Origin of the sequence: Microcystis sp. M109S1, assembly GCF_020247025.1 — a bacterium.
Classification (GTDB): Bacteria; Cyanobacteriota; Cyanobacteriia; order Cyanobacteriales; family Microcystaceae; genus Microcystis.
Map to the genome: position 1 here is coordinate 1 of NZ_JADBRW010000311.1, position 12937 is coordinate 12937.

At 40.1% G+C, this 12937-nt stretch carries 14 protein-coding genes and 2 pseudogenes; 6 read left to right on the plus strand and 10 right to left on the minus strand.

Features of this window, described 5'->3' with window-relative positions; translation table 11 throughout:
- Nucleotides 1-142: 142 nt before the first annotated feature.
- A pseudogene (locus IM322_RS15515) lies at nucleotides 143-280 on the plus strand (DUF4327 family protein); the annotation flags it as partial.
- A 226-nt stretch (nucleotides 281-506) separates the two neighbouring features.
- On the opposite strand, the gene IM322_RS15520 reads toward IM322_RS15515, so the two are convergent.
- Complete coding sequence (locus IM322_RS15520; protein WP_287675796.1) at nucleotides 507-1697, minus strand: class I SAM-dependent methyltransferase; 1191 nt, start codon at nucleotides 1695-1697, stop codon at nucleotides 507-509.
- Between the two features lie 40 nt (nucleotides 1698-1737).
- On the minus strand, nucleotides 1738-1965 hold the full coding sequence (locus IM322_RS15525) for a hypothetical protein (protein WP_287685130.1): 228 nt from the start codon (nucleotides 1963-1965) through the stop codon (nucleotides 1738-1740).
- 40 nt (nucleotides 1966-2005) lie between these two features.
- On the opposite strand from IM322_RS15525, the gene IM322_RS15530 reads away from it, so the two are divergent.
- The 4 genes from IM322_RS15530 (at nucleotide 2006) to IM322_RS15545 (ending at nucleotide 4225) form a co-directional block, all read left to right on the plus strand.
- Complete coding sequence (locus IM322_RS15530; protein WP_287675793.1) at nucleotides 2006-3031, plus strand: AAA family ATPase; 1026 nt, start codon at nucleotides 2006-2008, stop codon at nucleotides 3029-3031.
- A complete protein-coding gene (locus IM322_RS15535; protein ID WP_287675792.1) occupies nucleotides 3007-3279 on the plus strand; it encodes a hypothetical protein in 273 nt (90 codons plus the stop codon). The genes IM322_RS15530 and IM322_RS15535 overlap by 25 nt, the downstream gene beginning before the upstream one ends.
- Complete coding sequence (locus tag IM322_RS15540; protein ID WP_287675791.1) at nucleotides 3276-3908, plus strand: retron system putative HNH endonuclease; 633 nt, start codon at nucleotides 3276-3278, stop codon at nucleotides 3906-3908. The genes IM322_RS15535 and IM322_RS15540 overlap by 4 nt, the downstream gene beginning before the upstream one ends.
- Nucleotides 3909-4075: 167 nt before the next feature.
- Nucleotides 4076-4225 carry an isochorismate synthase gene (locus tag IM322_RS15545; RefSeq protein WP_286826219.1) on the plus strand — a complete coding sequence of 50 codons (150 nt, stop codon included), beginning with the start codon at nucleotides 4076-4078 and terminating at the stop codon, nucleotides 4223-4225.
- A 79-nt stretch (nucleotides 4226-4304) separates the two neighbouring features.
- On the opposite strand, the gene IM322_RS15550 is transcribed toward IM322_RS15545, so the two are convergent.
- A complete protein-coding gene (locus IM322_RS15550; RefSeq protein WP_287675790.1) occupies nucleotides 4305-4685 on the minus strand; it encodes a hypothetical protein in 381 nt (126 codons plus the stop codon).
- Between the two features lie 57 nt (nucleotides 4686-4742).
- Nucleotides 4743-5108 carry a phasin family protein gene (locus IM322_RS15555; protein WP_286826221.1) on the minus strand — a complete coding sequence of 122 codons (366 nt, stop codon included), beginning with the start codon at nucleotides 5106-5108 and terminating at the stop codon, nucleotides 4743-4745.
- A 438-nt stretch (nucleotides 5109-5546) separates the two neighbouring features.
- Between IM322_RS15555 and hemB the strand changes: the two genes are divergently transcribed.
- A complete protein-coding gene (gene hemB, locus IM322_RS15560; protein ID WP_286826222.1) occupies nucleotides 5547-6533 on the plus strand; it encodes a porphobilinogen synthase in 987 nt (328 codons plus the stop codon).
- A gap of 68 nt (nucleotides 6534-6601) precedes the next feature.
- Here hemB and IM322_RS15565 read toward each other — a convergent pair.
- The 6 genes and pseudogenes from IM322_RS15565 to lepA all read right to left on the minus strand — a co-directional run bounded on the left by IM322_RS15565 (nucleotide 6602) and on the right by lepA (nucleotide 12765).
- A pseudogene (locus IM322_RS15565) lies at nucleotides 6602-6912 on the minus strand (DUF4164 domain-containing protein).
- Between the two features lie 58 nt (nucleotides 6913-6970).
- Nucleotides 6971-8785, minus strand: a complete 1815-nt coding sequence (locus IM322_RS15570; protein WP_287675788.1) for an ABC transporter ATP-binding protein — start codon at nucleotides 8783-8785, stop codon at nucleotides 6971-6973.
- 268 nt (nucleotides 8786-9053) lie between these two features.
- Nucleotides 9054-9737: a hypothetical protein gene (locus IM322_RS15575; RefSeq protein WP_287675786.1), complete on the minus strand. Its 684-nt coding sequence runs from the start codon at nucleotides 9735-9737 to the stop codon at nucleotides 9054-9056.
- Nucleotides 9738-9740: 3 nt separating this feature from the next.
- Nucleotides 9741-10223 carry an AAA family ATPase gene (locus IM322_RS15580; protein WP_353737521.1) on the minus strand — a complete coding sequence of 161 codons (483 nt, stop codon included), beginning with the start codon at nucleotides 10221-10223 and terminating at the stop codon, nucleotides 9741-9743.
- Complete coding sequence (locus IM322_RS15585) at nucleotides 10224-10889, minus strand: P-loop NTPase family protein (protein WP_287675785.1); 666 nt, start codon at nucleotides 10887-10889, stop codon at nucleotides 10224-10226. It lies immediately after the preceding gene.
- Between the two features lie 64 nt (nucleotides 10890-10953).
- Entirely contained in the window at nucleotides 10954-12765 is a 1812-nt protein-coding gene (gene lepA, locus IM322_RS15590) for a translation elongation factor 4 (protein ID WP_286826227.1), read from the minus strand.
- Nucleotides 12766-12937 lie beyond the last annotated feature (172 nt).

Below are 12937 nucleotides of genomic sequence, written 5' to 3' on the forward strand. Positions count from 1 at the left end.
AAAAGCCACTCTTAATCGTGTCTTGGAACGAAATAGAGGCTTTTAAAGACTGCGTACATGGAGAATTAAAACAAGAATTACCCTCGAAAAGCCTATTTTTCCACTAAGTATTTATGCTCATTGCAAAGGTGAGATGCTCCCCCAACCGATCTACACTCTCTGTCAGTTCATTCCCCCCCGGGAGTGGGTTTGTGTTGAATGTGAACTAGAACGATGTGACTACCTTCTCAGAGATCAAATTGGTGACTTAATCGCCTCGGAATCTTGGGATAATGATTAAATTCTCCCATTTGCCAATGGGCAAAAATTGGACTGATCAGAAATTTAGCAGCCTTGTCCACTTTTTTAACTATTATAATTCAGCCCCGGTTAATTCTGGGGCTGAAACTATGGGGACAGGGGGGTGATAATTGTTAAGAAAAAAAAGTTTTGGCAAGATTTAGCAAAGTTAGTTCACAAGTTACCCATTGCCAAGGGACGCTATCTCTAACATCCCCAAATTTTCCCTAAGTTAAAATCAGTAGTTGGCGCTGTTGTAAAGAACGCACACCAGTTAATCCTAAGGCAACTTGAGCGTCGATTTCTGCCACAGTTAAACGACCATCACAAGCTTGTAGAAAAGCAAATTCTCTCTCCGAGAGATTAACCGGCCGATAATCGTAATCTAGAACACTTGCACTAGGCCAACCGTAAAGACAGGGATGAACTTCGGCCACTGCATTCTCTAGGACTTGATCCCCGGACCAATCAGCAGTGAAAATCGGTGGTTTAGCGAGGAAAAATTCATAGTGGGTGATTTCCGGGTCTAATAATTCCGTCAAGCGATAACGTTCCCTTTCTCCTAAATTTTGCGTCCTAGCCATCAATTCGGGGGATTTACCCAATAAACGGTCTAATTGCCAGTAGGAAGGGTTAGAAAAGCCAATAAAGGCTAATCCTGACGCATCAATCAGTTGAAAGAGGGTATCGATATTGTAGTCCACTTCCCGGGGGTGAACGTACATATCAGCGAAGGATTCATCGCGATGATTTTCCATTGACCAACGCTCTTTTTCCCGTTTCAAAATGCGATTATTTTCCGGTAGAGAGGCAAAAATCTCTCGGCCGACAGCGACCCCATCTTTATAATCCCCGCGTCGGTCTCCCTGCAAAAGTGCGATCGCAGATTGCATTAACTGGATTTCCCAGCGTCCCAATTGTGCATAGACGAAAATGTGCAGCAGACCCCCGGGGGCCAGTTTTTGCGCGAGCGATTGAATACCTTTAATCGGGTCTGGGAGATGGTGCAGCACCCCGACGCAGTTAATTAAATCAAATTCTCCGGGGAGATTAGTGGCAGATTCTAGAGGTAAATAGTGAAAAGCCAGAGAACCTCGGTGTTTTGCGGCGACTCCCGAACGATTACAGCGTTCTTTGGCAATTTCTAGGGCTTTTTCACTGATATCTATAGCGACTATATTAGCAAAGGGGTTGAGCGCGAGCAGATATTCGGTTCCTGCACCAGTACCACAACCCGCATCGAGAATCCGGATATCCTCTCGTTCGGGTTTACGATGACAACAAAAGTTATAGGCAGCAATCCAATTCCAGCGCCAATTGTAACCCGGAGGAGGTTCGTCTAGGAGCGGTTCGGGGGGGAAAGGATAGGTATTGTAGAGACGTTGTACAGCAGTGCGAATAGTAGCGTCGTCGGACATGAAAATTGGCGGAGTTTAGGATAACACTCGATCGATTGTCTCACAGACAGCAGCGATCGGGAAAGTCAGTCGGGGTTTTAACCCAAATTTTCGATAAATAGGGTTTGCTGAAAAAGTTTTTCGGTGGGGGTAGGGTGTGGGGTGTGGGGTGTGGGGTGTAGGTAAAGAAACCTCTTTCATCTCTGGTGATGAAAATTTTTTCATCGGGATTGCCTCTTAACCATGTCTCAGTTTTATAAAAAATTATCTGGGAGTCATTCTCTAACAATTATCTCAAATATAAGCAACTCTTGGCGATACAAAAATTCATGAAAATTAAGTCTATAAAGCTTATTAATTATCGAGGTGCAGTTAGTTTAAACATCGACTTTCATCGGCAATTAAATATATTTATAGGAGTTAATGGTTCTGGAAAATCTACTATTTTAGATGGTCTGGTTATTATGCTTTCATGGTTAGTTAATCGCCTAAAAAATACTAATGCCAGTGGACGACAGATTAGCGAAACCGAGATTAATAATGGTCAGTGGACGGCTATAATTGAAATCACTGGGGTGACGGAAGATAGTCAAGAGATTACTTGGAAAATAGTAAAAACTAGGACTGGATATATCCACGCTGGGGAAGGGAGTAATTTTAGGCAATTAAATGATTATACTAAAAAAATACAACTGCAAATTACTGAACATCAAGGACAAATTAACCTACCTTTATTTGTTTATTATTCTGTTAATCGAGCAGTGCTGGATATACCAATGAGAACAAAACATAAATTTGATTCTCTAAGTGCCTACGAAAATGCTTTAACCAGTGGATCATATTTTCGCACTTTTTTTGCATGGTTTCGCGAACGTGAAGATTTAGAAAATGAAAATAGAAAATATCAGTATGATCCAATTAAACCAGAAGGTTTTTGTTTTCCCGATCCCCAATTGGAAGCAGTTCGGGAAACGATCGAACGTTTTCTACCCGATTTTACTAATCTTAGCGTCCGTCGTAATCCCTTGAGAATGGAAGTAACAAAAAAGAATAAAATAGTTACTGTTAATCAACTTTCTGATGGAGAAATATGTCTGATTGCTATGCTGGGAGATTTAGCTCGAAGAATGGCGATTGCTAATCCTCAAAATCCTGATCCTTTAACGGGTAATGGCGTTATTATCATTGACGAAATTGATTTACATTTACATCCTCAATGGCTAAGATTTGTAGTACCTAAATTACTAGAAGTTTTTCCTAACTGTCAATTTTTTATTCCACCCATTCTCCTAATATTATCACTCATGTTCAGCCAGAAAGTTTACACTTCATGGAACAAACAGAAATGGGAATAAAAATTCATCCCGTGCAAGAGTCCTACGGCAAAAATGTTGATCGAATTTTGGAAGATTTGATGGGATTAGAGACAACTCGTCCCAAGGAAATCGCTGAAGCTTTGAAAGATATCTATGAACAAATCTCTCACAATCAATTAGAGGCAGCTAAAAATAAAATCAATGATCTCAGAGCTAAAATTCAAGATGATCCAGAATTAATTAAAGCTGAAGTTATTATTCGACGCAAGGAAATTATCGGAAAATGAAGTATATTAGAAAAAGACAAGAACCACCGGAGTTTAAGAATTGGAAAGAGCAAGCTAACCCAGATTGGCAGCCCGACTTTAAAAGTTTAGCGGGAAAACCAAAAGAAATACTAATTAAAGCTTTGATGACAGAACAGGGGGAAATATGTTGTTATTGTGAAAGTCGATTGGTTGATGGTGAATGCCATATAGAACATTTTAAACCTCAAAGTGATCCCACTGTTGATCCCTTAGATTATGCCAATTTGCTATGTTCCTGTCAGGCAAATCTTAAGCCGGGTGAACCTCGGCACTGTGGTAATCTAAAAAATAGCTGGTTTGATGAAAATCTCTTAATCTCTCCACTTAATCCCGATTGTGAGTCTCACTTTGCTTTTAATTATGATGGTACAATTAAACCCGCACAAGAAGATGATCAAAAAGCAATTAATACTATCGAAAAGTTGGGATTAAACCTCAACAAAATCAAAGCACTTCGTCAGAAAGCCATCGAGCCTTTTTTGGATGAGGAGATAGATAATGCTCAATTAAAAGTTTTTGTCAATGGATATTTATGCTTAGATGATCAACAAAGATACGGTGTTTTATTGAATAATCTTTGCTTTACAAAAATAGAAAAATTATTATAAAAGTTTAAATAAGCAAGAAAAAATATAAAGTCTTATGAAGATTATTCAAGAATTATCGCAAAAGTCAACAATTGATGAGATTCTGGCCAGATAATTGGGGTGGAGGGGTGGATCAACCTTATCCGAAGTTGAACAGAGATTGTTGTCGAGAGTCGGAGAGAAAAGCAATGAATATCAAGGATACGTTACACAATGCTGTCCAGTACCTAACAGAGGCTTTTGCTCGCATTTTTAGCCCCAATAAAGATGAATATCCAGATGTGGGGATGCAGCCTTTTGATGCGGAACCCTACCATGCTCCCAAGGGTAATTCTTAACTAAAAATGACAGACAATTGCTTTGAGATAAAAGTTATGGGTAGGGATAATAACCCTACCTGATTTTGTAGAAAAATAATTAATCCTCTGCTTGCCAATCGGGACAACTATCACCATCCCAACCGTAGGGATGGAAACCGCAGACGAGAAGATTGCCTCCGTAGATATAACCGTGATAATTACGGCAACCGATACAAGCAGGATGGGTGTTAGGATCGGGGTTAACCTTGGGAGTGAGGATAAAATCCGAGGATTCATCTAATTCCGAAAATAGGGATTCATCGGAGTTAAAAAATTCTTCTAATTCCTGGGGTAAAACCTCTTGAATGAACTGTTCCAGATCGATGATAATTTCCTCATTAATTTCTTCGATAGTTTGGGTCACTTCTTGGAAAAAAGTTTCAATTCCCACCGCCACAGTTTCGATCACTTCCCAAAAATCCTTCTGCCAATCGTCCATGTTTATACTTGCATCCCTTGTCTGGTAATAATTAATTATTTGTCCCTAAAATTAGGTTTAATCCTGTTGTAGTTTCCGCAATTCCTCCTGAAGACGTTCCACCTTTTGCCGCAATTCATCTACTTTTGGATCGGCTGCTTTGGTGTCCTCCTCATCTTCAATAATTTCTATCCGTCGGGGTTCATGGGGAATATTAGATTCATTACCTTCTACCGTTTGCTGTTGTGCCTGTTTCACCAACTCATCGACGTATTTGCGCGCTTCTTCCGCGTTTATTTCGCCGCGAGAAATCATTTCATCGGCTAATTTTTGGGCTTGATTTCTTAATTCTTGTAAATTTACTTCAGCTTTTTCGGCGGCATAGGTAGCAATGCCTACGCCCAAATAAACTGCTTTTTTGACTAAATCACCTAAGTTGGCCATAGCAAAAATCCTGAATCGATCGCTCTTATTTCCTAGAATAAACGATCCTTCTCGCAAATGGAGATGGGTTTTGGGAGTCAGTGAACAGTGAACAGTAAACAGTAATCAGTGAACGCTTGCACCTCTATCCAAGAGAGCCGTCAGTGAACTTAAAACTGATGAGGTAAAGTTTTGTAAAGAGATGAGGTGGTGGCAACAGCAAAAGTGATGGCTATAAAGATTAAATTTTAGTCAAATTGCTGGTTTTTCGCTCTCAAAACGACGATAGAGCCTCATCAGGTCATTTTTGACCTAAATAGTTTGATTAAGCTCAAAATAACTAAATATTGCGGATAGCTGCCGGCAGCCAGCTGCCGGCTGAATCGATTTGTGTTCATCCTAAGCAAAGATTTAAACTAAAGAATCGAGACAAGATTCCCGATTTAATCACAAAAAACTATGTTTCCTATTCATCGCCCCCGTCGTCTGCGTCAAACCCCTCAAATGCGCCGTCTGGTGAGTGAAACCGTCTTGACAGCCAATGACTTTATCTATCCCCTTTTCGCCACGACGGGGGAAGGTATTGCCCAGGAAGTGAAATCGATGCCGGGGGTGTACCAATTATCAATCGATAAAATTGTTGACGAAGCCAAGGAAGTGCGGGATTTAGGAATCCCAGCGATTATTTTATTCGGGCTGCCGGAAAGTAAAGACACAGAGGCGACGGGAGCATGGCACGATCATGGTATTGTGCAAAAAGCGGCCACAGCGATTAAAGAGGCAGTTCCCGATCTACTCATTGTCGCTGATACTTGTTTGTGTGAATATACTAACCATGGTCATTGTGGTTATCTGCAAACGGGAGATTTAACCGGCAGGGTGTTAAACGATCCTACTCTGGGATTATTGCAAAAAACCGCCGTTTCCCAGGTAAAAGCGGGAGTGGATATCATTGCACCGTCGGGAATGATGGATGGTTTCGTGCAGGCAATTCGTCAGGGATTGGATGAGGCGGGTTATAGTGATACACCGATTCTTTCCTATACGGCTAAATATGCCTCTGCCTATTATGGGCCGTTTCGGGATGCCGCCGATTCTACCCCCCAATTCGGCGATCGCAGAACCTACCAAATGGATCCGGGTAATGCCAGGGAAGCCTTAAAAGAGGTGGAATTAGATGTATTAGAGGGAGCAGATATGTTAATGGTTAAACCTGCTCTATCTTACCTGGATATTATCTGGAGAATCAAGGAAATGACTAATTTACCCGTGGCTGCCTACAATGTGTCGGGGGAATATTCAATGATTAAAGCGGCGGCGTTAAATGGCTGGATTGACGAAAAACGAGTGACTTTAGAGACTTTAACCAGCTTTAAACGGGCGGGTGCCGATATTATCTTAACCTACCACGCTAAGGATGCCGTGCGCTGGTTAGCAGAGGGTTAAATCGGAAAAGTGACAATTTTTGGCTAACCGATCAGGATAAGGGGGTGGTGAGGTTGCTACTATTAATTCTAGGGATTACCTGAAAAAAATACTTTCCAACCGGCTGTAGCGGTCGGCTTCGCCGCGCCGTAGGCGATCGCACTTGCCCAAAGAATAATTAATGTCCAAACCTGATTTTTTGGGTTCCTTCCACTGATTTTAGGCGATTATCGATTCCCTCAACCTTTTCGGTTAACTTTGCCTGTCCTACCTCTAGCTTATTTAACCGTTCGTCGATTTTGTCAAATTTTTGATTAACATCTTTTTGGAGATTGTCAATTTTCCCCTCAATCCTCGTCAAAACAGCTTCTAGGGAATAGGTAACGGTTTCGTTAGACATGGTATCAACTCCCATTAGATCATATTTTCTCGGTCTGCTATCGGGGACTATCTTAAAACTAAACCAGTTCACCGCTTTCTTGTAAAGAGTGGAGACGTTGATAGATTCCCTGCTGATTTAATAATTGGTCATGGCTACCGATCTCGACAATACGACCATTATCCAAGACGACAATTTGATCAGCTTCTCGAACAGTACTAAGACGGTGGGCGATAATAATCGTGGTGCGAGTGCCTAGTATTGATTTCATGGCTAGTTGAATGGCTCTTTCTGACTCATAATCTAAGCTAGAAGTGGCCTCATCAAAAACTAACACATCTGGATCAACAATTAACGCCCTAGCAATTCCTAAACGCTGTCTTTGTCCCCCCGAAAGACGCACGCCCCTTTCCCCTACAATAGTGGAATAACCATTAGGTAATTCCTGAATAAATTCATCAACACGGGCGATTTTACAGGCTTCTTCTACCTTCTCAAAGCTAATATTAGGATTACCGTAGGTGAGATTTTCTAACACCGTACCATTAAACACATCTACTTCTTGATGGACAATCGCTAACCGTCGCCGATACCAAGTCACATCTAAGCGACTAATATCCTCGCCATCCATCATAATTTGCCCTTGATTCGGTTCAAAATAGCGGAAAAGTAACTTAACTAAAGTGGATTTTCCTGAACCAGATTTTCCCACTAATGCTACGGTTTGATAGGGTTCAATCAGAATATTAATATCCTTGACAATCATTCTTTCTGGACTATAGCCAAAGCTAAGATTACTTAATTCTAGTTTACCCATAAAACGATAGGGATTATGTTGGGCATGATCGGCTAAAAGACTACCAGCATCAGTGCCAATAGGCAAGTTGATAAATTCCTGTAAACGTGCCATAGAAGCATAGCGACGGGCGAAAGTTTCTGCCATTTGGGATAGGGGATCTAATTCCGCATAGGCCATACTAGCGAGGGTATAGGTGGTGATAAAATGCCCGATCGAGATTTTCTCTTGAACGGTGGCTAGGAGAGTAAAAAAAAATACTCCAAATAAACTAGCCTGGACAAGGGTTTTTTCCCAAGTAATTAAGTCCACATAACCCTTATGAATGCGATGGATAACGTAGGTAAATTCTCTCTCTAAACGCTGTTTTTGACGATATAATTCCTGTCCTTCTGTGGCAAAAGCTTTGACAGTTTTGATATTAGTAATAATCTCAGAATTGCGACTTTGGGTATTTTCGATGTGCTGATCAAGAATTCTTTCTTTTTGCATTAAATCTTTTAAATCTCTCACAACAAAAGCTACAATTAATACAAAAGAAATAAGAAAAGCAAGGGCGATTTGCCATTGAATTACCCAAATAACAATAAAAATACCGAAAACTCTAAACAGTTTTGGGATCATCATTCCCGCCACTTCGGGATAAGTCCAAGTATGATTTTCTATCCCTTTGGCGATCCGGTTAGCGATGCGTCCTGGATTATTTTCATCGTAAAAAGATAGGGGTAAGGTGAGAATTTTAGCAATAATTTTTTTGAGATGATCTCGTCGCGCTCTTAAGGATATTTCCCAGTGAAACCATACACCCACCCAAGGCTGAATTGGTGCTTTAATTACCGTGGTTAGGAAAATTAAGCCTAATAATACTGCCAAACTAACCCACTTTTCTGAGGCAAAGGGAGTTAAAACCATGGTGCGATCGACCAAAGACTGGACGAATCCATCTAAAGGCTGATGAGAAAGAACATTAAGAATCTGTCCGACGGCGTAGGGAACCATCAGATCGATAATTTCAAAGACACTCGATGCAGCAATGCTCAAAAAGGCGGCTTTTTGATAATTGCGATAGTAACTGAGAATATCCCGTAAGGAAGCCATAACATCAAGTAAATTGCCAATTTTTAACTTCTATCTGGTAACTGCTAACTGAAGAGACTAAAGGCACTTTTGGGATTGTTTTTCTGGAGTTACCATTATACTACAATACTACAAAAATCTGCCGAACTAGAAATTTCTAGGACAAAAGCCTTGTCATAGTCTTGTATTCTCGATCACAGTCTGTACTACATTTTCACCCAGCCATTAGTCAGCAGACGATGCCAGATCAGCTTATATTTCATCCTTGGCAGAAGCACCACATATCAATTTATCTGAAATTTTGGCGAATATTATCACAAAAATTAATAAATTTCTGAAAGGTTTTTAAGTGTTCAGTTGGATCGATACGCTTTTTTAATTCATTAAGATAGTATTGTTTTTGAGTTTCTCCGGGGGATTTTTTAGAATAATACAAACCTTTAGCTTCAAAAATAGACTTTAGATAAGCAAAATGAAAATCGGCATGATTTCTGCAATTAAATCTACCCATTAGTTCGGGATCATTTTCGTAAACCTCATAGTGTTGAACATAATCAGCTAAAAGTCCCTGTAAAGGTTGTTTAGAATTAAATATAGTGCGATTGCCTAGTAGCCATGTTTCAAGACAGCGATTTTGAATAATGATCACGATTTCGAGTGATGCAGGAACAGTAATATGTTTGGTGATAAAGTCATTAACATATTGTTCTCTTTCTTCGACAGTATCCTCATCAGCATCGAGACAGATGACTAGATAGTTATATTTGGATACTTCTTGAATTTTATCGATGGCGTTAGGAATTCCCTCATGAAGTATGGAGGGGTAGCCATCACCACTAATAAGATAGTAATTGTTGTGATTGACTTGATCGTAAAAATCAACTCGCTCAATTTCGGGAATAAGATGAGTTAACCAGGCAGTATAAAGCTTTTTTTCGGTACTTCTTCCTTCAACTAAAAAATAAATATTCATCGATTAACTAATTCCTTGGGGAAATTCTTCTAAGACATTGATAAGATCAATAAAGGCTTTTTGTCGAGTTTTAGAAATATGAAAATCAGCCGCATTGTGTACCTGAATTACTCCTCCTTTACGAGTGACTATTTTCCAATAGGCAGCACTGATATTATTAATTATATAAGGATGATGACTGGTAATAATAAACTGTAAATCTCGATAATTAACTAATAAATCTTCTGTTAAAGTGTCCAAACAGTTAACCCCCAAACTATTTTCAAATTCATCGATTAATATAACGCTGCCAGCAGCAGATAATTTGATCGTTGCTAAGAACATCAGGCTTTTTATCATTCCAGAGGAGATATTTGGTTCTAAAATCCAGACATGAGAGTTTTTTTCTTTTATTTGTATGTAAGGTGGGTTTTTAAGTAAACCACTTCGAGTTAATGAAAAAGGTTTTAAAGATTCTATTTTTAAATCTTCAAATTGAGGGAAAATTTAAAAAAACTTTATCTTTATTATCTCGAACGTATCGGGATATTTTTCATAAGTGATCAGTAGTTTGTCGGAAATACGAAGTTGACTCGATTGTAATTCAGAGAGAGAGTTATATTCGTTATATTCGTAGTTTCTAAGGATTTTATCAAATGTTGAATATGAGATAGCAAACCTAAGTGGATTGAAAATAATTTTGTTAAATTCCTGTCGAACAGGGAAAACATCTTCTTCTTGATTGAAAAGCTCTATAGTGCTTAAATAAGATGGTAGTTTTGGTGTCTTTGAATGTTTAAACTCAATTACCTCTTGGTTTCTTGCGATCAAAACCTCTTGATATTTTAAAAGAGTTTCCCTAATTATACTAACCTTATTTTCGCCGTCATTACTATTGACTTCATCTTTATCGCTTTTGATGGGAGAACGGGCTTTTTTAACCTCAAATTCACCCAACCAATGATAACGAACATGATCATTAGTTAAAAATTCTACATCCCATTTTACACCATTTACCGATGCACCTTTAGTGATTCTTTTTAAATTACTAATTGCCTTTAAAATAGAGGTTTTTCCTGCACCTGAGATACCAACTAATAAATTCAAATCTGGAAAAAAGTCGCAATAATCTATACTTAATCCAGAGGCTAAATCTTGATAGGATAATCTCAAAAGCTTCATAATAATTAGCCACTGCCAAAACTAAAAAGGGTGAGTTAATTCTCACCCCTAGACTTTACTGAGGATCGAGTTTTAGGACTGCCATAAATGCCTCCTGGGGGACATCAACAGTTCCGATCGCTTTCATCCGTTTCTTCCCTTTTGCTTGCTTGTCTAACAGCTTTTTCTTCCGGCTAATATCACCACCATAACACTTAGCTAAGACATCCTTTCTTAAAGCAGGAATATGTTCACTAGCGATAATTTTAGAACCAATAGCTGCTTGAATGGGAACCTTAAATTGATGCCGGGGAATCAATTCTTTTAACTTCTCAGTTAAAGCGCGACCAACATAATAAGCTTTATCCCGGTGAACGATCATCGCTAAAGCATCAACGGGATCACCATTGACCATAATATCTAATTTAACTAGCTCATTTTCCCGATAGCCAATTAATTGATATTCCATACTAGCGTAACCGCGCGATCGAGATTTTAATTGATCAAAAAAGTCTGTCACCACTTCTGCTAAAGGTAACTCATAAATCAAAGCGGTGCGAGTTTTAGTAAAATAACGCATATCCTTGAAAACTCCCCGACGACTTTGACATAATTCCATCAAAGCACCTACATAGGTTTCCGGAGTAATCATTTCCACTTGGATATAAGGTTCCTCAATTTTTTCCCGTTTTTGTGGGGAAGGTAACAAACTAGGATTATCCACTTCGACAATTTCCCCATCGGTGGTAGTGACCTGATAAACTACCGAGGGAGCAGTGGTAATTAAATCTAAGTTATATTCCCTTTCTAGTCTTTCCTGCACGATTTCCATGTGTAGCAGTCCCAAGAAACCGCAACGGAAACCAAAACCCATGGCGCTAGAAGTTTCTGGTTCGTAGGATAGAGCTGCATCGTTTAATTTTAACTTTTCCAGCGCATCTTTGAGATCGGCGTACTGATCGGCATCGGTGGGGAATAATCCGCAGAAAACCATCGGTTTTGCTTCTGTATAACCGGGTAAAGGCTCTTTTGCCGGTTTAGCGGTTAGAGTAATCGTATCACCCACCCGGGCATCAGCGACAGTTTTAATTGCGGCTGCCAGATAACCCACTTCTCCCGCGTGAAGTTCATCTACTTGTACCTGTTGCGGTGATAAAATTCCCAATTCATCAATAATAAATTCTTTACCAGAAGCCATAAAACGAATTTTATCGCCCTTTTTCACCCGACCATCCATGACGCGGAAATAGACAATTACCCCTCGATAAGCGTCGTAATAACTATCAAAAATTAAAGCTCGGAAGGGTTCTGCGAGGGTATCTTGGGGAGGGGGAACTAATTGGACGATCGACTCTAGAATATCATTAATACCGATCCCGGCCTTAGCCGAGGCACGAATCGCCTCACTACAGTCTAAACCCACCACTTCCTCGATTTCCGCCGCCACTCGTTCCGGTTCGGCACTGGGTAGGTCGATTTTATTTAAAACTGGGATAATTTCGAGGTTATTTTCCAGTGCTAGGTAAACATTGGCTAAAGTTTGCGCTTCCACGCCTTGGGACGCATCTACAACTAATAAAGCTCCCTCGCACGCCGCTAGAGACCGAGAAACCTCGTAGGAAAAATCCACATGGCCCGGGGTGTCAATCAGATTGAGAACGTATTTTTGACCATCCTTAGCGGTGTAATCCATGCGCGCCGCTTGTAACTTGATGGTGATACCCCGTTCCCGTTCCAAGTCCATATTATCGAGAAATTGTTCTTTCATCTCCCGTTGGGCTACGGTTCCCGTAATTTGCAGGAGGCGATCAGCGAGAGTTGATTTACCATGATCGATATGAGCGATGATGGAAAAATTGCGAATGCGAGAAACGGGAACGTCAGTCATCGTGGTTCACTGCTGGCAAAAGTCAGGGGTTTTTGACACTCTCCGCCCTAAAAGTGCGGAGATTCTTGGGCTGAATCCTGCCTCTACTAGCAAAGCTAATTTTGGTCTTACAGCTTCATGTCTAGTCCGACTACACCTACAAGGCAAGCACTCTTAGGGACTACTCCCCAAG